This is a genomic window from Paratractidigestivibacter faecalis, from assembly GCF_003416765.1.
In the GTDB taxonomy this organism is placed as follows: domain Bacteria; phylum Actinomycetota; class Coriobacteriia; order Coriobacteriales; family Atopobiaceae; genus Paratractidigestivibacter; species Paratractidigestivibacter faecalis.
The window spans coordinates 1,154,418-1,174,197 of sequence record NZ_QSNG01000001.1; the positions used below are offsets into that span (position 1 = coordinate 1,154,418).

General features: G+C 68.7%; 14 protein-coding genes. 2 read left to right on the top strand and 12 right to left on the bottom strand.

Annotated elements, in window-relative coordinates; genetic code table 11:
- The 12 genes from mltG to DXV50_RS05195 form a co-directional block, all read right to left on the bottom strand.
- Entirely contained in the window at nucleotides 1–1,323 is a 1,323-nt protein-coding gene (gene mltG / locus DXV50_RS05140; protein ID WP_117205114.1) for an endolytic transglycosylase MltG, read from the bottom strand.
- 8 nt (nucleotides 1,324–1,331) lie between these two features.
- Nucleotides 1,332–1,748 carry a Holliday junction resolvase RuvX gene (gene ruvX, locus DXV50_RS05145; RefSeq protein WP_117205116.1) on the bottom strand — a complete coding sequence of 139 codons (417 nt, stop codon included), beginning with the start codon at nucleotides 1,746–1,748 and terminating at the stop codon, nucleotides 1,332–1,334.
- Nucleotides 1,748–4,408, bottom strand: coding sequence for an alanine--tRNA ligase (gene alaS, locus DXV50_RS05150; RefSeq protein WP_232817460.1), 2,661 nt, complete (start codon nucleotides 4,406–4,408; stop codon nucleotides 1,748–1,750). The genes ruvX and alaS overlap by 1 nt, the downstream gene beginning before the upstream one ends.
- A gap of 120 nt (nucleotides 4,409–4,528) precedes the next feature.
- Nucleotides 4,529–5,995 (bottom strand): family 43 glycosylhydrolase, encoded by a 1,467-nt coding sequence (locus DXV50_RS05155; protein WP_117205118.1) that lies wholly within the window; start codon nucleotides 5,993–5,995, stop codon nucleotides 4,529–4,531.
- On the bottom strand, nucleotides 5,992–7,278 hold the full coding sequence (locus DXV50_RS05160; RefSeq protein ID WP_117205120.1) for an AI-2E family transporter: 1,287 nt from the start codon (nucleotides 7,276–7,278) through the stop codon (nucleotides 5,992–5,994). The genes DXV50_RS05155 and DXV50_RS05160 overlap by 4 nt, the downstream gene beginning before the upstream one ends.
- Nucleotides 7,275–8,147, bottom strand: a complete 873-nt coding sequence (locus tag DXV50_RS05165; RefSeq protein WP_117205122.1) for an RNA polymerase sigma factor SigF — start codon at nucleotides 8,145–8,147, stop codon at nucleotides 7,275–7,277. Before DXV50_RS05165 ends, DXV50_RS05160 begins: the two co-directional genes overlap by 4 nt.
- Nucleotides 8,137–8,514, bottom strand: coding sequence for an ATP-binding protein (locus tag DXV50_RS05170; RefSeq protein ID WP_117205123.1), 378 nt, complete (start codon nucleotides 8,512–8,514; stop codon nucleotides 8,137–8,139). Before DXV50_RS05170 ends, DXV50_RS05165 begins: the two co-directional genes overlap by 11 nt.
- Before the next feature lie 10 nt (nucleotides 8,515–8,524).
- Nucleotides 8,525–9,118 carry a hypothetical protein gene (locus DXV50_RS05175; RefSeq protein ID WP_117205125.1) on the bottom strand — a complete coding sequence of 198 codons (594 nt, stop codon included), beginning with the start codon at nucleotides 9,116–9,118 and terminating at the stop codon, nucleotides 8,525–8,527.
- 215 nt (nucleotides 9,119–9,333) lie between these two features.
- Entirely contained in the window at nucleotides 9,334–10,656 is a 1,323-nt protein-coding gene (locus DXV50_RS05180) for a replication-associated recombination protein A (protein WP_117205127.1), read from the bottom strand.
- Between the two features lie 278 nt (nucleotides 10,657–10,934).
- Nucleotides 10,935–12,164 (bottom strand): MFS transporter, encoded by a 1,230-nt coding sequence (locus tag DXV50_RS05185; RefSeq protein WP_117205129.1) that lies wholly within the window; start codon nucleotides 12,162–12,164, stop codon nucleotides 10,935–10,937.
- A 230-nt stretch (nucleotides 12,165–12,394) separates the two neighbouring features.
- Nucleotides 12,395–13,654: a methionine adenosyltransferase gene (gene metK, locus DXV50_RS05190; protein ID WP_117205131.1), complete on the bottom strand. Its 1,260-nt coding sequence runs from the start codon at nucleotides 13,652–13,654 to the stop codon at nucleotides 12,395–12,397.
- Between the two features lie 117 nt (nucleotides 13,655–13,771).
- Nucleotides 13,772–14,521 (bottom strand): TetR/AcrR family transcriptional regulator, encoded by a 750-nt coding sequence (locus tag DXV50_RS05195; protein ID WP_198666412.1) that lies wholly within the window; start codon nucleotides 14,519–14,521, stop codon nucleotides 13,772–13,774.
- 200 nt (nucleotides 14,522–14,721) lie between these two features.
- Between DXV50_RS05195 and DXV50_RS05200 the strand changes: the two genes are divergently transcribed.
- Together DXV50_RS05200 and DXV50_RS05205 are read left to right on the top strand one after the other, a co-directional pair.
- Nucleotides 14,722–17,451, top strand: a complete 2,730-nt coding sequence (locus DXV50_RS05200; RefSeq protein WP_117205135.1) for a YhgE/Pip domain-containing protein — start codon at nucleotides 14,722–14,724, stop codon at nucleotides 17,449–17,451.
- Nucleotides 17,448–19,676, top strand: coding sequence for a YhgE/Pip domain-containing protein (locus DXV50_RS05205; protein ID WP_117205137.1), 2,229 nt, complete (start codon nucleotides 17,448–17,450; stop codon nucleotides 19,674–19,676). Before DXV50_RS05200 ends, DXV50_RS05205 begins: the two co-directional genes overlap by 4 nt.
- Nucleotides 19,677–19,780 lie beyond the last annotated feature (104 nt).

Sequence of the window (19,780 nt, forward strand, 5' to 3'; positions counted from 1 at the left end):
CTACTGCGGCCTTGCCTCGATGGCCTGCTGGTGCTGCTCGTAGGTCTCCGAGAAGGCGTGGTAGTCGCCGCTGATGAAGAAGTAGTAGTAGCTGGTGTCGTCGGGGTTGCAGGCGGCCTGGATGGAGGCGAGGCCCGGCGAGCAGATGGGCGTGGGCGTGAGGCCCGTGCGCGTGTAGGTGTTCCACTCGTTGTCGTCCTTGAGGTCCGCCGCCGAGAAGTCACCGCCCTTGTAGTAGGCGGTGGTGGCATCGGACTGCAGGGGCATGCCCACGGCAAGGCGGTTGTAGAAGACGGAGGCCACGGTGGCGCGGTCGTCGTCGGAGTTGGTCTCGCGCTCCACGATGGAGGCCACGGTGAGGATGTCCTCCTGCGTGAAGTCCATCTGGAAGCGGGACTTGAGGCTCGCGATGGCCGCGTCGAAGTCGATGCCTGCCATCTCGGTCTGCCACTGCGAGAGCATGGTGCGGATGACAAGGTCGCTCGTGACGTCCTTGCCCGAGAAGTCGTAGGTCTTGGGGAAGAGGTAGCCCTCGAGGGAGTCGTTTTTGGCTGCCGCCAGGAAGGGGTAGTCGGCCACGTAGTTGGACGCCTTGGCCTGGGCGGTGAAGTCGTCAGCCGAGATGCCGAACTGCGACTCGACGGCGGAGGCGACCTTTGCCACGGTGAAGCCCTCGGGAATGGTGAGGGTGGCGGCCGTGGAGTTGGGGCCGCGGCTCAGCAGCTGGATGATGTTGTCCAGGGAGTCGCCCGTCACGAGGGAGTAGGTGCCGCTCTTGAGGCCGAGCTCGGAGTTGGTGCGCCTGACCTGGTTGAGGAAGTCGCTCTTGGACTCGATGACGCCGGCGTCGTAGAGGGCCTGCGCGATGGCGGAGGCACCAGAGCCGTCAGGAATCGTGACCTCGACGACCTGGCCGGCGGTTATCTGTTGCTTGTCCCCGTCGGAGGAGGCGGAGCCCGTGAGGCGCGGGATGACGAGAAGCACAACCAGCCCGATTACGGCCGCCGCGGCGACGATGCCGCCGATGACGAGGGGAAGGGCGCTGGCGCGCCCCTGCTTGCCGCGCTTGCGGACATTGCCGGAGCCGGCGCGGCGCGTGGCCTGGGCGGTGCGGCTTGAGACCCCGGTGGAGCCCAGGGCGCTCCTGGCGCCCACGGCGCCGGTGGAGCCGGCCCTGCGGCCAGGGGCGGCCTGCGGGCGCATGCGGCTGGCGGGACGGGTCGTGCCCGACGTGCGCTGGCGCGCCTGCGGGGTGCGGGGCGCCTGCCCGGAGCCGCCGAAGTGGGCTGCGTGACGAGGCGCCTGGCCGTTGGGAGTACTCATGTAATGCCTTACTGCTCGTGTCTGGCGTCGAGCCAGGATTGCAGGAAGAGGGACGCCGCAACCATGTCGACCTTGCCGCGCATGGACTTTTCGGAGAGGCCCTGCTCCCTGAGAATACGCTTGGCCTCCTGGGAGGACAGGCGCTCGTCGGCAAACTCAAGAGGAAGACCACACGCGTCGGCAATCTGACGCGCCTGGGACATGATGCGCTCGGCCTGCGGCCCGTCCTCCCCCGCCATGGTCTTGGGACGGCCACACACCAGGACGTCGGGCTCCCAGTCCTCCAGCACGCGCCGGAACGTGGACGCGTGCTGGAGGACCTCCTGCGCGGGAAGGACGCAGACCGGGGAGGCCACGCGACCGGCAGGGTCGCACACGGCGACGCCGACGCGGACCTCCCCGATGTCAAGGGCGAGTGCGCGCACTAGAGGCCGAGCTCCTTCTTGGCGGCCTCGAGGGCAGCATCGATGCCGGAGATGTCGGAGCCACCGGCCTGGGCCATGTTGGGCCTGCCGCCACCGCGGCCGCCCACCATGCCGGCGATGGCCTTGACCACGTTGCCGGCGGCAAAGCCGGAGGCGACGGCGGCGTCGGTTGCGCCGGCGAGAAGGGCGACCTTGCCGTCGGGCGTGGCGGAGGCGATGACGCAGGCCACCGGCTCACCGTTGGCGGCGTCGCGGATGCCGTCCCAGGCGGAGCGCATGTCCTTGCCGGCCAGGCCGTCCAGGCGGGCGACGACGAGCTTGTAGCCGTTGTGGTCGACGGCGGACTTGAAGGCGGCCGCGACCTTGTCGCTACCGGCGCCGGTGGTTGCGGCCTCGAGCTTCTTCTGGGTGTCGCGCAGCTCGCGCAGCAGGGACGCCACGCGCTCGGTGACGTCGGCCGGACGGCACTTGAGCTGGGCCGCGACCTCGCTCATCTGGGCCAGGCGCTCGTCGACGTACTCGATGGCGCCGGCGGAGGTGACGGCCTCGATGCGGCGGGCGTTGGAGCCCACGGAGCTCTCGGAGACAATCTTGAAGAAGCCGAGGTCGGCGGTGTTGCGGGCGTGGGTGCCACCGCACAGCTCGCGGCTGAACGGGGCGTCGGACTCGCCGGTGGAGACCACGCGCACAACGTCGCCGTACTTCTCGCCAAAGAGGGCGACGGCGCCGGTGGCGCGGGCGTTCTCGAGGCTCATGACGCGGGTCACGATGGGCTCGGCGGCAAAGATCTCTGCGTTGACAAGGCCCTCGACACGCTCGAGCTCGTCGGCGGTCATGGCCTCGAAGTGCGTGAAGTCAAAGCGCAGGCGGCCCGGCTCGACGAGGGAGCCGGCCTGGGAGACGTGCTCGCCCAGGACCTGCTTGAGGGCGGCGTCCAGGAGGTGCGTGGCGGTGTGGTTGCGGCGGATGAGCTCGCGGCGGCCGTGGTCGATGGTGGCGGTGACGGTGGCGCCAACCTCGAGGGTGCCCTGCTCGACGACGCAGACGTGGGCGTACAGGCTGCCCTTGCCCTTGGTGTCGGTCACGCGCAGGGTGGCGCCATCGCAGCGGATGGCGCCGGTGTCGCCGCACTGGCCGCCCATCTCGGCGTAGAAGGGCGTGGCATCAAGGACGACCTCGACCTCGGAGCCCTCGGCGGCGCTGGCCACCTCGGAGCCCTCGGAGACGATGGCCAGGACCTTGGCCTCGCAGGACTCCTCGTCGTAGCCGCGGAAGTCGGTTGCGGCGAGCTTGTCGGAGAGCGCCGTCCAGACGTTGTTGAAGTCGCCCCAGGCGTCGCGGTTGGCGGCGGCGCGCGCACGCTCCTTCTGCTCGGTCATGCAGGCGTCGAAGGCGGCCATGTCGACCTCGTGGCCGGCGGCCTCGGCGATCTCGACCGTGAGGTCGATGGGGAAGCCATAGGTGTCATGCAGCTTGAAGGCCACCTCGCCGGGGAGCTCGGCGCCCTCGGCCAGGCCCGCGATGGCGGCGTCCAGGTAGGAGCGGCCGTTGTCCAGCGTCTGGGAGAAGCGCTCCTCCTCGGCGGAGACGATGCCCTTCACCAGGGCGACGTTCTTGAGGAGCTCGGGGTAGGCCTCGCCCATGAGGCGGTTGACCTCGTCGATGAAGGTGGTGAGGAAGGCGTCCTCGATGCCCAGCAGGCGGCCGTGGAAGACGGCGCGGCGCAGCAGGCGGCGCAGGACGTACTCGCGGCCCTCGTTGCCCGGCAGGATGCCGTCGGAAATCATGAAGTCCACGGCGCGGGCGTGGTCAGCGATGATGCGCAGGCTGCGGGAGGCGCCGGAGTAGTCGTCGGCCACGTAGCTCTTGCCGGAGATCTTCTCGCCGAGAGCGATGAGGGACTGCATGAGGTCGCCGTCGTAGTTGGCGCTCTTGTGCTGCAGGATGGCGGCCATGCGCTCCAGGCCCATGCCCGTGTCGAGGTTGCGGTGCGGCAGCTCCGGCATGGAGCCGTCCTCCTGGCGGTCGAACTGCGTGAAGACGAGGTTCCAGAACTCGAGGAAGCGGTCGCAGTCGCAGCCGGGCTTGCAGTCGGGCTTGCCGCAGCCCACCTCGGGGCCCTGGTCGTAGTAGATCTCGGAGCAGGGGCCGCAGGGGCCGGTGGGGCCGGCGGCCCAGAAGTTGTCGTCCTCGCCGAGGCGGGAGATGTGGTCCTCGGCCACGCCCAGGGAGCGCCACACGTCGTGGGTCTCGTCGTCGTCGGTGAAGACGGTGAAGTAGAGGCGGTCCACCGGGAGCTTGAACTTCTCGGTGATGAGCTCGAAGGCCCAGGTGCAGGCCTGCTGCTTGGAGACGCCGCCGAAGGAGAAGTCTCCGAGCATCTCGAAGAAGGACAGGTGACGGCCGTCCTCGCCGATGCAGTCGATATCATTGGTGCGGACGCACTTCTGGCAGGAGCAGGCGCCGATCTCCTTCATGGTCTTCTTGCCCTGGTAGAACTCCTTGAACTGGTTCATGCCGGCGTTGGCGAGAAGCAGGGAGGGGTCGTCGGGCACGAGCGACGAGCTGGGGTACAGCTTGAGGCCGCGCTCCTCGAAGAAGCTGAGGAACGTCGAGCGGATCTCAGCGGTGGTCATGGTAGGAAAGTCTGCGGTGCTCATATCTCTCCCTGCTATCGGGGTTCTTCTGCACATACGGATTAGGAGTATACCGCGAGCGGACACGCGGCGAGAAGAACGCACGAAGGCACCAGACTAGGGGCCGGGCGCAGGCCGCCCCCGCTACGCGAGGAGCTCGAACTCGAGCAGGTCCAGACGGCCGCCACCGCGATGGCGCAGGTAGAGGGCACTCCTTGGGCCTGCCGGCTCCAGGGGCGCGGCAAAGTCGGCCCACGCGCGTCCCGCAGCAGCCACGTCCACCGTTCCCAGCAGGCGAGAGAAGCCCGCGTCGTCGGAGACCTCCACGACGCCAGCGCCCCGCCCGCGGGCGACGAGCCTGATGCCGCGCGTCTGCGAGAGGTCAAGGTACTTGAAGCCGCAGACGGCGCCGTCGCGCAGGTTTGCCACGTACTGGCGGGCACCTCTCCCCCGGCCCTCCTGCGTGAGGAAGGGGTGTGCCGCCAGGGCTCGCCTGGGGTGCGGGCCGTCCACGCGGCCCACGCCGTCCGCGCTCCAGAGGTTGCAGGCGAGGCGCGCCTGGTAGGTGCCCACGCCCGGCAGGGTGCCCGCGAGGCCCGAGGTGGTGACCTCGGCCTGGAGCCAGCTGCCGCGGCCGTCGGGGAGAAGCTCCTCGGCGCAGGCCTGGCGCGCATAGGAGCTGCGGTTGGTCTGCCGGTGGTAGAAGACGTAGGTCCTCTGCCCCAGGCGCAGGAGGCCGCCGTGGGTGTTTCCCAGGTAGTTGGTGCCATGGGCCTCGTCGGGATGTCCCGGAAGGCCCACGTCCCCTATTGAGACCAGGACGCCGCCGTAGGCAAAGCCGCCGTCGGGGCGGCTGCTCGTGGCGTAGCAGAGCTCGTAGTTGGCCACGGAGCTGTAGACAAAGACGCAGCGGCCGTCCAGCTTGCGGATGGAGCTCGCCTCGAAGAAGCCGTGGCCGAGAAAGGCCGGGTCGTCCGTCGCCATGAGCAGGCGCTGGGGCCCGCGCACCGTCAGCATGTCAGGCGCAAGCTCCAGCACGTAGGCGCCGTCGCTTGCCGTGCGGACGCCGCCCGTGGCGAGCGCCGGCACGGGCGTCCTGAAGCCGGAGTAGAGCCAGACGCGGCCGTCGTCGTCTACTAGCACCGCCGGGTCGAAGGCAAAGCCGTCGCCCGCGCGGCGACCGTAGGGCGTGCCGTCCGGGTAGTGGACGCGCCCCAGGTACTCGTAGCGGCCGGCCGGGCTGTCGCAGACGGCCACGCCGATGGTGCCCATGAAGTCGAAGGCGTAGAAGAGGTAGTAGCGGCCGTCGGCGCCCCGCGCAACGTCAGGCGCGAAGAGCAGGCGCAGCCCCAGGCGGTTTGCCGGGTCCTGGCCGCGGCGGTAGATGACGCCCTCCTCGCGCCAGGCGGCAAGGTCGTCCACGGGGGCAGACCAGCAGACGTAATCCCCCACGCAGAAGATGGGCGCGCCAAAGCGGTCGTGCGAGCCATAGAGGTAGACGCGGTCCCCAAAGACGTGGGGCTCGCCGTCTGGAACGTACTCCCACTCCGGCATGAAGGGGTTGGCGCCGGGATGCCCGCCCTGGCCGGAGGCGACGTCCGGCCGGCTCATCGACCGTCGCCGCCGTCGTCTTGCGGCGCGTCCCTCTCGCCAAGGACGTCAGGTGAGAAGGACAGGCGAGAGCCCTCGAAGAAGCGCTCGTCGTCCAGGGCGTCCAGCGCCGGGATGGGGTCGCCCTTCTCGTCGACGTAGGGGCGGCTCCAGAAGAGGGCGCCGTCCTCGGAGACGATCTGGCGCCCGGTGCGGGTCTCGAAGAAGTAGACGAAGAAGCCGCGCAGGGCCGCCGTGACCGGCACGGCGATGACCATGCCCACGGGGCCACCCAGGCAGCCGCCGACGATGATGCCGACCAGCGAGAGCGCCGGGTGGATCTTGACGGCGCTGCGCATCACCATGGGAGACAGCAGGTTGTCGGCCACGTTCTGGGCGACCATGGCAATGACCAGCGTCCACAGGGCGCAGACCGGGCTCACAAAGAGCCCGAGCAACGTCCCGGCCACGGCCGAGAGCATGGGGCCGATGACCGGGATGAAGTGCAGCACGAAGGTGAGGGCACCCACCAGGCCCGCGTAGGGGTGGCCGACCAGGACCAGGCCCACGGCCACCATGAGGCCGTCGGCGATGGACGTGATGAGGGTGCCGCGCATGTAGCCGCCGGTGGAGCGCGAGAGCACGGCCAGAATGAGGGTCACGTCCCGCCCGCGCTCGGGACCGACGACGCGCACCAGCTCGCGCGCCATGCGCGGGTAGTCCACGGCAAACCAGTAGGCCAGGATAATGCCAAGGAAGAACGTGGTGAAGTCGCTCGCCAGGGCGCTCAGGTTTGCGGCGAGGCCGCCGGAGACCTGGCGGGCAAGGTCGCTCGCCATGGAGCTGCCCATGGTCGAGGCGGTGCCCACCAGGGAGTTCACGAGGTTCTGGACGTTGGAGTTCTCGCTCGTGCCCACCTTGGCCCAGAAGTCGGCCAGGGCCTGGTTGACCTGCGTCACGTAGGAGGGGACGTTGCGCAGCAGCACCACGAGCTCCTGCAGGAGCGGCCCGCCCACGAAGGCGAGAAGCGCCGCCAGCGCCACGAGGAAGGCGAGAAGCGCCAGGAAGGCCGCTGCCCCGCGCGGCACGCCAGCATCCTCCAGGCGGTTTGTTATGGGGCTGCAGACAAAGCCCACCACGCCGCCGACCAGCAGCAGCTCCAGGGCCTGCTGGACGAAGGAGAGGGCGCCCACGACCAGCCACGCCGCCACGAAGGCGCCGACGACCGTCCATACCGCGAGCGCGCGCGGACGCCAGCGGTCCACGCGCGCCTGGGAGTCATGCCTGTCCGGACGACTGCTCAACGCATCAGCCCCTCGGGGTCGATCTTGTCCTGTATCTTGCGCAGCGTGCGGCGCAGAAGGCGGCTCACCTGCACCTGGGAGACGCCCAGGCGCTTGGCAATCTCCACCTGCGTGAGGCCGTCGATGAAGCGCATGCGCACGATCTCCTGCTCGCGCGGCGAGAAGTCACTGATGGCGTCGTCGATGACCATGCGGTCGTCCGAGGCGTCGAGGTCCTCGTCGACGGAGCCGAGGCGGTCGATGAGAGCCGGGGCCTCGTCGTCCTCAGAGGAGCCGCCCGCCTCCAGTGAGACAGACGTGTAGGCCCCGGAGGACTCCATGGCCTCGAGGATCTCCTCGGCGCCGACGCCGAGCTTGGCCGCGATCTCCTCAACGGAGGGGCTGCGCTGCAGCTCGACCGTGAGCTCGTCGGTGGCCTGGTTGACCTTGGCGGAGAGCTCCTGAAGGCGACGGGGCACGCGGATGGACCAGCCCTTGTCGCGGAAGTGGCGCTTGATCTCTCCCAGGATGGTGGGCGTAGCGTACGTGGTGAACTCCAGGCCGCGCTCCGGGTCAAATCGGTCGATGGCCTTGATGAGGCCGATGGTTCCGACCTGCACGAGGTCGTCCAAGGGCTCGCCGCGGTTCTTGAACTTGGAGGCGAGGAAGCGCACAAGGTTGAGGTGGCTCACGATGAGCTGGTCACGGGCCTCCTCGTCGCCCTTCTCCTTGTACAGGCGGAAGAGCTCGTGGGTGCGCTCCTTGTCCCAGGCATCCTTGCCCTTGGGGGCGCGACGCACGGCACGGGCCTCCGAGGCGTCCCTCTGGGGCGCCTGCGGCACCCGCTCCTCGGCGCGGGCGCCCTCGGGCTTGGGGACGCTACTCGTCATGGGCACCGCCCGTCCGCTTGGTGAGGCTCAGGGTCCGCCCGTCCTCGGAGATGGAGCTCTCGTCGCAGATGGCGGCGAGAAGCGCCTCCACGAGCTCGAGGGACTCGTCGGCATCGGCCGCGCCGAGGTCCTCGCCAAGCGAGAAGTCCATGGACACGGCCTCGTCGGAGATGCCGAAGACGATGCCGCACTCCTGCTGGCCGGTGGCGCAGGCATAGACGAAGCCCTCCTCGGCGGCCATGCGGGCGTCCTCGACCTCGTCGACGCCCATGTCGCAGGTGACGGCCAGGGAGGCCGCGGTCATGCGCACGATGCGGGCAAAGCCGGGCTCGGCGGGAACGGTGAGGCAGACGCGCTTCTGGTCCATGGCGCGCCCCCTACTCTGCGTCGGCCGCGGAGGCGGCGCCATCGGGGTCGGACTCGGGCTTCTCGGCGCTGTCGGCGGCGGGGGCGACGGCGTCGTAGTCCACGTAGGAGACCGTGCGGGCCGGGCGCTCGGCGGGCTCGGGGACGGTCACGCCCTCGAGGGACGCGGGCGCGGCGCCCTCGGAGATCTGGGCGGGGGCGCAGGACTTGCGGCCGCCGGCGATCTTGCCCACCACGCCGGCCACGGCGCTGGCGGCGCCCGAGACGGCGCCGTTGACGGCCTCGGTCACGCCGGCGGCGGTGCCGGACACGGAGGCCACGTCGTCCAGGATGGCGTTCACGCTGGCAAGGGACTCGTTGGCGGAGTCCAGGGCGGTGTTGGCCTTCTCCATGAGGGCGGGGACGTCCTTGACCGCGGGCTGGAGCTCGTCGACCATGCCGTCAAGCTTGGCCACGATGGGCTGCGTCTGGGCGATGACCTCGTTTGCCGTGGACGCGACCTCGTCGATGGACTTGCGCGCGCCGCGCACGGTGAGCGCGACCTCGATGACGGCCCAGATTCCAACGAGCGCCAGCACGATGAGCGCGATGTCCAGATAGTTCATGGGAGCCCCCTTCGGGAGGATTGGGTTTGCCTTGCGCATTCTGTCATTCTACCCGAGTGCGCCCACGCGAGTCCGCGCGCTCGGGCGCCTCCACGCCTCGGCGCAGTGCGCAAAATAACGACCCCGCGCCCTTCTCGCCTGCGTTTTCGCAGGTGAGAAGGGCGCGGGGTCGTTATTTTGTACGCTATTTGCCCGCCGACAGCACCGGCGGCGAGCTAGGAGCGGTCGCGGGCGGCGACGTCGAGGCGCCAGGCCTCCCAGCCGCGGGGGCTGGGGTGGTAGAAGCAGCCGCGGTCAAGGCCCTCGGGCAGGTAACGCTGGTCGACCCAGCCCTCCGGGTAGTTGTGCGGGTAGAGGTAGGGGCCATACTCGTCCGAGCCGGGGCGGTGGCGGTCGCGCAGGTAGTTGGGCACCTCGCGGCGCGGGCCCTGGCGGACCTCGGCCAGGGCGGCGTCGATGCCGGCCTCGCAGGCATTTGACTTGGGGGCAAGCGCAAGGTAGGTGGCAGCCTGGGCCAGGTTGATGCGACACTCCGGCATGCCGATGACCTCGGTGGCGCGGAACGCCGCCTCGGCGATAAGAAGGGCCTGCGGGTCGGCGTTGCCCACGTCCTCGGAGGCGCAGATCATGATGCGTCGCGCGATGAACTTTGGGTCCTCGCCGGCGTCGAGCATGCGCGCGAGCCAGTAGAGCACGGCATCCGGGTCGCTCCCGCGCATGGACTTGATGAAGGCGCTGATGATGTCATAGTGCATGTCGCCAGACTTGTCGTAGGACAGGCCGCGGCGCGGGTTTGCCTCCAGGACGTTCTCGGCGGTGATGGTGACGGGGGCCTCGGCGGAGGGCTCGGTGCCGTCCACGGGCGCGGCCATCTGACTTGCCAGCTCAAGCGAGGTCAGGGCCGCTCGCCCGTCTCCCCCGGAGAGCTTCACGATCTCATCCTCGGCCTCGGGCGAGAGCACGAAGGCCCCGGCCAGGCCGTTCTCGGACGCGCAGGCGCGCTCGACCATCTGGCGCACGGAGGCGTCATCCAGCGGCTGGAGCTCAACCACGCGGCTGCGGCTGATGAGGGCCGAGTTGACCTCGAAGTAGGGGTTCTCCGTCGTGGCGCCCACCAGCACGACAGTGCGGTCCTCCACGGCGTGGAGAAGCGCGTCCTGCTGGCTGCGGTTGAAGCGGTGGATCTCATCCACAAAGAGGATGGTGCGCCGCCCGCTGGTGAGAAGGCGGCTCTCGGCGGCCTCGATCTCTCGGCGCAGGTCCTTGACCGTGCCCGTGACGGCCGAGACCTCGACGAACTCCGCGTGCGTGGAGTGCGCGATGATGCGCGCCAGGGTGGTCTTTCCGGTGCCGGCAGGCCCGTACAGCAGCACGGATGAGAGCGTGTCGTGCTCTATGGCGCGCCTGAGCCAGCTACCCTCGCCCACGGCCTGGGCCTGGCCCAGGTACTCGTCAAGGGTCTGCGGGCGCATGCGAGCAGCGAGCGGCGCGTTGTCGTTGCGGCGGGCGCGCTCTATGTGTGCGAATAAGGTCTCCATGGGAACAATTGTACTACATGTTGAGGAGTGCCGGACCGCCTGGCTTCTCCCCAAATGTACCTCGCGCAAAGGACGCGCTCAAAAACATTTGGGGAGAAGCCCGGCGGTCCGGCTCAGCCTACAGGGGCAATTTGGGGTGCCTAGGTTGTTGCCGCGAGCCATCGATTGGCAGAGGCCGATAAAATGGTAGGTAATTATTTTAATTGGATACAAAAGGGCAGGTGGCGGAGGAGAGGGTCAAAAAAGTCCGGGCGTGGCGGTTTGGGGCGGCGGCGGTCCTAGCGGGAGGACTTGGCCAGGGCCAGGGCGACGAGGGTTCCGGCGGCGCCCATGGCGGCCATGATGACCAGGACGGGGATGAAGGAGCCTAGGCGCTCGGCCAGAAGGCCGGCACCCCAGGAGCCAAGGACGGCGCCGAAGATGCTGTAGGTGTTGACCACAGCCATGTTGGAGGCCATGTTGGCCATGCCCCACTCGGTGCGGGTCACAAAGGGCATGCAAACCACGGCGGCGCCCCACGCAAGGCCCGCCACCAGGCACGCCACGGTCATGAGGGCCGTGCTCTCCCCCAGCAGGGAGAGGACGAGCAGGATGGTGCCCACCATGGAGAGAAGGCCCACGCCCACCATGGTACGGCCCCGGCCAAGGCGGTCGAGCAGCGTTCCGGCCACAAGGCGCCCCAGGCCGTTGCCCACGTTGACGAAGCCGATGACGAAGGCCGCCCCGAGGGCGTCAACGCCCAGGGAGGCCGGAAGCTCCTTGCCGATGCCGGTGATGCCCATGCCCACGGAGCCAAGCATGAAGAGGAAGACGTAGAGCAGGCGGAAGGTGCGGTCCCCCACCATCTGCGCCACGCCGCAGTCGCGAACAGGCGCGGCATCGGCGCCCCCGGCGGACTGGGCGGGAACGGCGGCGGGGAGCTTGGCCAGCTCGTCGGCCGTGGGCTCGCGCAGGATGAGGGAGCAGGCGACCGTCAGCGCGGAGAAGACCACGCCCACGCCCACGAAGGCAACGCGCCAGGCGAGCACGGTGTAGAGCTGCGCGGCCACCGGGCCCAGGAGGAACCCGCCCATGCCGAAGCCCATGAGCGAGACGCCCTGCGCCATGCCGCACGCGTCGGGGAACCACGAGGTCACCACCGGGATGACCACGTTGTAGACGAGGCCGATGCCAAGGCTGGCAAGAACGCCGTAGGTGAGGTAGACCACCGCGAGCGCGGAGGGGCCGTCCACCAGCGAGGACCCGACGAAGCCCGCCAGCAGCAGGGCCGCGCCCAGCAGGTAGACCGGGCGGACGCCCACGGCGGACTCGATCTTTCCTGCCAGGAGGTTTCCAATGGTGAAGGCCACGATGGAGATGGCAAAGATCAACGTCATGCCCGAGACGCTCCAGTCGAACTGGGCCTTGAGCGGCGCCATGAGCACCGAGTACGCGTAGATGAGGCCGAGGAAGAGCAGGAGCAGCGTTCCCACCGCAAGCGTGAGGACGCGACGTGCGCGAAGGTTCATGGGACGCCTTTCGGGCCGGGCGGCGGCCACGGACGGCCGCGCGAGTTGTGTTCCGCCTGAGAAGTTTGGGCCATCGTGACGCGTGTCAGTCCGCCACTGCCTTGATTTTCACGCCTTGCCCACACAAACGGAACGGCGAGAAGAACACGGGTTCTTCTCGCCGTTATAAAGGCAATCTATATGTGTAGGCCATGTGGACGCAAAACAAAGATGCCAAACGCGCGTTCTGCCTACGAAAGCTCTGCGACGGCGGTCTTGAGCTCCTCGGTGCGGTTGGTGGCCTCCCAGGTGAAGTCCGGGTCGTTGCGGCCGAAGTGGCCATAGGCGGCCGTCTTCTCGAAGATGGGGCGGCGCAGGTCGAGGTCGCGGATGATGGCGCCGGGGCGCAGGTCGAAGACCTTCTCGACGGCCTGCTCGATCACGTCGTCGGCGACGACGCCGGTGTCGTGGGTGTCCACCATGACGGACAGTGGGTGGGAGACGCCGATGGCGTAGGCCAGCTCGACCTCGCACTTGTGCGCCAGGCCCGCGGCCACGACGTTCTTGGCCACCCAGCGGGCGGCGTAGGCGGCGGAGCGGTCGACCTTGGTGCAGTCCTTGCCACTGAAGGCGCCGCCGCCGTGGCGGCCCATGCCGCCGTAGGTGTCGACGATGATCTTGCGACCGGTGAGGCCGGTGTCACCCATGGGACCGCCGACCACAAAGCGGCCGGTGGGGTTGACGTAGATGTCGGCGCCGTCCCACTTGATGCCCTGGGCGTCCAGGACGGGGGCGATGACGTGCTCGACCATGTCGGCCTTGACCTGGGCCATGTCGGTCACGGAGTCGGCGTGCTGGGTGGAGACCACGACAGCCGTGACCTCGACGGGGCGGTCGTCCTCGTAGCGGACGGTGACCTGGGTCTTGCCGTCCGGGCGCAGGTAGGGCACGGTGCCGTCCTTGCGGACGGTGGCCAGGCGCTCGGACATGCGCTGGGCCAGGTAGGCGGGCATGGGCATGAGGACGTCGGTCTCGTCGGAGGCGTAGCCGAACATCATGCCCTGGTCGCCGGCACCCACCTCGTCGATGGGATCGGTCGTGCGGCCGGCCTGCGCGTCAAAGGACTCGTCGACGCCCTGGGCGATGTCGGGGCTCTGCTCGTGGATGAGGTTGAGCACGCCGCAGGTCTCGCAGTCAAAGCCGTACTTTGCGCGGTCGTAGCCGATGCGGCGGATGGTGTCTCGGGCAATCTTCTGGACGTCCACGTAGGCCTCGGTGCGCACCTCTCCGGCCACGATGACGGTTCCGGTGGTGACGAAGGTCTCGCAGGCGCAGCGGACGTTCTCGACGTTGGCGGGCACGCCGTCGGGAGAGACGTAGCCCTTCTCCTGCAGCTCCGCCTCCTTGGCCAGGATGGCGTCAAGGATGGCGTCGGAGACCTGGTCGCAGATCTTGTCGGGGTGACCCTCGGTTACGCTCTCGGAGGTGAAGTAGTAGCTCTTGTGTGACATGCGAATGCTTCCTTTCTGCTTGCTGTCACCATGTTGGAGCCGGGCAGGTCAGACACCCGGCAGCGTTGCCTTGGTTGGCGAGGGGCGCCAGGCGAGAAGGCCTGCGCCGCCGCGACGCTAGCTCGCGCGGTCCAGCCCCAGGCGCTCCTGGGCCTTGGACGTGCCCATGCCCTCGAAGGCCAGGCGCACGAGCTGCGCGGAGAACTCGTCGGAGTCGGATAGGGCGTTCTCCTCGGGCTGCTCCAGGACGGCGAAGGTGAAGGCGCCGGCGATGGCGATGGCCCCCAGGCGGCTGCTCACCTCTGGGCGCACGAGCCCCTCCTCCTTGGCGCGGTCGAACTGCGCCGAGAAGATGGAGACGATGCGCGCCAGGCGCGTCTCCACGGAGGGCAGGACGGACTTCTCGGTGTTGGAGACCTCCCGGCCCATGGCCAGGGCCAGCGGGCTTCTGGGCCTCATGCCGCAAGCGAGCACGCGGGCGATACCCTCGATGGACTCCATGGCCGAGCTCGCCTTGGCCACGGCGCCCTCGATCTGGTCCACGAGGTCGTCGATGGAGGCGTCAAAGATCGCCTGGACCAGCGCGCCCTTGTCGGCAAAGTAGTAGTAGAGGGCGCCCTTGGACATCTGGCAGCGGGCGGAGACCTCGCTCATCTGGAAGTCGGTGTTGCCACGCTCCACCATGAGCTCGGTGGCGGCTGCCATGATCTTCTCGCGCGTGGCCGCGCTCTTGCGAGTCTTGGCACCGCTCCTCAGGCGCGTGGCGCCACGGGCCGCGGCAGTCTCTATGCCGCCCTTGGCCGCCGCGTGCACGGTGCGGATGCCGCGCGCTATATCCTCGGTCACGTCCTTGTCTAGAAGGCTCATGAGACTCTCCCCCACCATTGTTTGACTTGGACCAGTCTAGCATCCCCTCTTCATTTTTGAGCTTATTTCAAAAAAACTGGACACCTGCGTTTAGGAATGCCCACACCTTGGTAAATTGAGATGCGGTCGAATCCGCACCAAAGCAACTGCAAGGCAGGTGGGGCGCGCCCCACATAGATACTAGAGGGAGAGCGAGGCCGGTGAGAAAGGCATTCCAGATATTCAAGAGGGACCTCAGGAGGCTCCTCAAGAACCCCGTGGCCGTCATAGTCACCCTTGGCGTTGCCGTTATCCCGTCCCTGTACGCGTGGTTCAACATCCTCGCCAACTGGGACCCCTACGAGAACACCTCCACCGTGCCCATCGCCGTCGTCATAGACGACGAGGGCGCAGAGGTCGGTGACATGGGCCAGATCAACGCCGGCGACATGATCCGCGAGCAGCTGGAGGAGAACACCCAGCTGGGCTGGACCTTCCTCGACTCCGAGGACGAGGCCGTGGAGGGCGTGCGCAGCGGCAGGTACTACGCCGCCTTCGTCGTGCCGTCCGACTTCACCGCCTCCCTGGGAGACATCGTCGACGGCGACGTCAGCCCCGCCCACATCTCGTACTACGTCAACGAGAAGGCCAACGCCGTGGCCCCCAAGGTCACCGACACCGGCTCCACCACCCTGGACAACAAGATCACCGACCAGTTCCTGGAGGTGGCGGGCAAGACCGTCACCGAGAAGCTCCAGGGCGCGGTGGGCGACGTCGCCGCCAAGGCCGACGAAGCGCGCGACTCTGTCGTCACCGACCTGCGCGACGTCTCCGGCACCCTGACCGGCCTGGCCGACGGCCTCGACGGCGCCCAGGGCACCCTCGCCGACGCCCGCGCCACCGTGGCCCAGGCCCGCACCACCCTGCAGGACCTCTCCGGCAGCGCCACGCGCGTCTCTGCCAGCCTGGGCGACGCGCTCGACGGGCTCTCCGACACCCGCGCCAAGGCCACGAGCCTGGCCGCCCAGCTCTCCGGTGCCCTCGGCAGCGGGGCCGGCTCCCTCTCCGGCATCTCCGCCGACGCAAACCACGCCATCGGCCAGGTCACCGGCGACATCGGCTGGGCCCAGGGCAAGCTCGACGGTGCCATCTCCCAGGTGGGCGGCATCTCCGACGACACCCTGGGGAGCCTCGTCACCTCCCTCGGCCGCATCTACAACAAGGTCAACGCCCTTCCCGACGGCACCGCGGGCAAGGCCGACGCCCTGGCCGCCCTCGATGACGCCATCGCCCAGGTCAAGACCGCTCAGGCGGACCTCGCCGGCAAGGTGGGGACCCTGAGGCAGGTCTCCTCCGACATAAAGGACGCAAACGACACCGTGAGCGGCCTCGCCGACGGCGTGAACGACGCCATCCAGAGCGGCGCCTCCGGCCTCTCTGGTCTGCAGCAGCAGGTCTCTGGCACCACCGTGCCCGCGCTCTCCGCCGTCCTGGACGACATCTCTGCCGACGCGGGCCAGCTCGCGGGCGGCGCGGCCGCCATCGCGCCCATGCTCGACCAGGTGGACGCCACCCTCTCCCAGCTGGACGGCATTCTCGCCCAGTGCGCCGACTCGGTCTCGGACGCCGCCTCGTCCGTGAGGGACGCCGGGCAGAAGGTGGCCTCGCTCGCCGACGACGTGGCCGCCATCGAGGGCATCGAGACCGTGGGCGCCGTGAGCGACGTCCTGGACCTCGACCCCGAGGACGTGGGCACCTTCCTGGGCTCGCCCGCCCAGCTCGTCACCGAGTCGGTCTTCCCCGTCGCCAACTACGGCAGCAACGTCACGCCGTTCTACACCAACCTGGCCCTGTGGGTGGGCGGCTTCGTGCTCGTGGCCATCTACAAGCTCGAGGTCGACGACGAGGGCGTGGGCGACTTCAAGCCCTGGCAGGGCTTCTTCGGCCGCTGGCTGCTGCTCAACCTCATCGGCCAGCTCCAGGCCATCATCTGCTGCGTGGGCGACCTCTGCCTGGGCATCCAGTGCGTCTCTCCGGTGGCCTTCGTCTTCGCCGGCATGGTGGAGTCCTTCGTCTACGTCTTCTTCATCTACGCGCTCTCCGTGGCGTTCAAGCACATCGGCAAGGCGCTGGGCGTCCTTCTCGTCGTGCTGCAGATCCCGGGCGCCTCGGGCCTCTACCCCATCGAGATGCAGCCCGAGTTCTTCCAGGCCCTCAAGCCCTGGCTGCCCTTCACCTACGGCATCAACGCCATGCGCGAGTCCATCGCCGGCTTCTACGGCAACTACTACGCCCAGAACCTCGGCATGCTGCTGGTCTTCCTCATCCCGGCGCTTCTGGTCGGCGTGGCGGCCCGCAGGCACCTGCTCAACATCAACGCGCTCTTTGACCGCCGCCTTGCCGAGACGGACCTCATGATCTCCGAGCGCACCGACATGGAGGGCGCGCGCTTCCGCCTCTCCACTATCGTCAAGGCCCTCATGGACTCCGGCGGCTACAAGCGCACCTTCATGGCCCGCGTGGCCCACTTCGAGCTGCGCTACCCCGTCTACGTCAAGCGCGGCTTTGCGGCCCTCATCATCGTGCCGCTGGCCCTCACGGCCCTCATGTTCGTGCTGCCGGCCAAGTTCGGCCTCATGGTGGTCTGGGTCATCTCGCTGGTGGTCATCTGCACCTTCCTCATCGTGGTGGAGTACCTCCACAGCCGCGTGGGCCAGAAGACCACGCTTGCCGACATGTCCCGCGAGGAGCTCTACGGGCTTCTGGACGCCGAGCTCAAGGAGGAGTTCATGGCCTTCGCGCCACTGGAGAAGATCAGGCTCGACCGCGAGGCCGAGCAGGACGGCGCGTCCGCCGACCCGCTGTCCGACGCGGCCGCCGCGAGCAGGCCGGCCGGCAGGGGCGACGACGCCCAAGACGGCCGCGGCCAGAGGGGCGGTGAGGCCCGATGAGGAAGATCTGGGAGCTCGTCCGCTATGACTTCAGGCACGTCCTATCCAACGTGATCAGCCTCGTGGTCTGCGTCGGCATGATCGTGGTGCCCTGCTTCTACGCGTGGTTCAACATCGCGGGCAGCTGGGACCCCTACGGAAACACCAAGAACCTCAAGGTGGCCGTGGCCAACGCCGACGGCGGCTACACGAGCGAGCTCATCCCCGTGAGCCTCAACATGGGCGAGCGCATGACCTCCGAGCTGCGCGAGTCCACCTCCATCGGCTACACCGTGACGAGCGAGGAGGACGCCGTCGAGGGCGTGCGCAGCGGCAAGTACTACGCCGCCGTGGTCTTCCCCGAGAACTTCACGCGCGACCTTCTCTCCGGCTTTGCCGACAGCGCCAGCGCGCCGCGCGTCTCCTTCTACCAGAACGACAAGGAGAGCGCCATCGGCAAGATCGTGACCGGCAAGGCCTCCACCGCCATCCAGCAGGACATCGACGAGTCCTTCGCGCACGCGCTCACCACCGTGGGCGGCGGCGTCCTGGACGAGCTGGTGGGCTACCTGGACGACGAGCACATGACCGAGCTGGCCGGCAAGCTCGACTCCGCCGTGGACGAGGCCCAGCGCGGCCTCCAGGACACCGCCGCGAGCGTGCGCGGCTTCGAGGACGTCCTGACCTCCACGCAGGCCCTGCTGGGCAGCGGCTCCGACGCCTCCACCGGCTCCCTCTCCGCCACCCTGGCGGCCGGAAACGGCCTGCGCCAGAGCGCCGGCGACGTCCGCGGCCTGGGCACCTCCGTCGACGGGACCGTGGACGCCGTGAACTCCGCCCTGGCAGACGGAGCGGCGAGCCTCTCGGGCGTCTCCGACCAGATCGAACACGCCTTCGACGTGGCCGGCACCCAGACCGACAAGATGGCCGACGGCCTTCGCCAGGCCGCCGGCGCCGTGGACGCCAACGTCTCCGGCCTGAACGAGCTTCTCGCCAAGCTGGCCAACGTGGACACCACGCTGCGCATCGCCGACGACCGCCTGCCGGACGACAGCTACCTGCACGACGTGCTGCAGCCCCTCATCTCCTCCGTGGGCGCTCTGCAGGACAGCGTGCGCGACGCCATCGACGGCCAGACCGAGCTCTCCGCCCAGCTGACCAAGACCGCTGACGACCTGATTGCCGGCAAGGCCACCGCCGAGTCCGCCCGCGCCCAGCTCCAGGGCTCCGTCCAGGCGGCCAAGGACGCCCTGGGCAGCGTCCAGGACACCTACGAGAAGGACGTCCGCGGCAGCCTCGGCGGCCTGGCCGACACCCTGGAGTCCGCCGCGGGCGAGGCCGACGGCGTCTCCGCCAGCATCTCCGCCACGCTGAGCTCCCTGCGCGGCACCACCGACTCGGCCGCCTCCAGCGTGGGCGAGGCGGCCTCCGGCGTGGCCGAGGGCACCCAGTCCCTGGACGAGGCCGCCGCCAAGCTGGGCGAGCTCCACGGCAAGCTCTCGGCCGCCCTGGCCTCCGACGACGTGGCCCAGGTGAGGACCATCCTCGCGAGCGGCGCCGACAACCTGGCCGAGTTCATCTCGGCCCCCGTCACCGTGGACCGTACGGCCGTCTACCAGCTCGACAACAACGGCAGCGGCATGGCGCCCTTCTACACCACCCTGGCCATCTGGATCGGCGGCGTGGTGCTGTGTGCCCTGGTCAAGGCCAACCCCAGCGAGAAGTGCGTGGAGCTCCTGGGCCTGAAGCCCGGCCAGGCCTACCTGGGCCGCCTCGTCTTCTTCGTGGTGCTGGCGCTCATGCAGTCCACGCTGATCCTTCTGGGCGACCTCTACTACCTGCAGGTCCAGTGCGCGCACCCGCTGCTGTTCCTGCTGGCCGGCTGGGCGGCGTCCTTCGCCTTCATGAACATCATCTACGCGCTGACGGCGTCCTTCGGCGACGTGGGCAAGGCCATCGCCGTGCTCCTCATGGTCATCCAGGTGGCCGGCTCCGGCGGCAGCTTCCCGGTGCAGATGCTGCCCGAGAGCTTCCAGGCGGCCTATCCCTTCCTGCCCTTCGTGCACTCCGAGAACGCCATGCGCGCGGCCATGTTCGGCCTCTACGGCAACGACTTCTGGGTCGAGCTGGGGCTGCTGCTCTCCTACGTGGTGGCGTCGCTCGTCCTCGGCCTGGCGCTGAGGAGGCCCGCGCTCAAGCTCACCGAGTGGATGGAGCGAAAGCTCGAGTCAACGAAGGTGATGTAGGGACGTCGGCGTGGGGCGGCGCGCTCCGTCCCACGGATGCCACCCGAACGCGGAAAGGCCCCTCCCTCTCCCCGCAAGCTACGCTTCGCAAAGAGCTTGCCGGG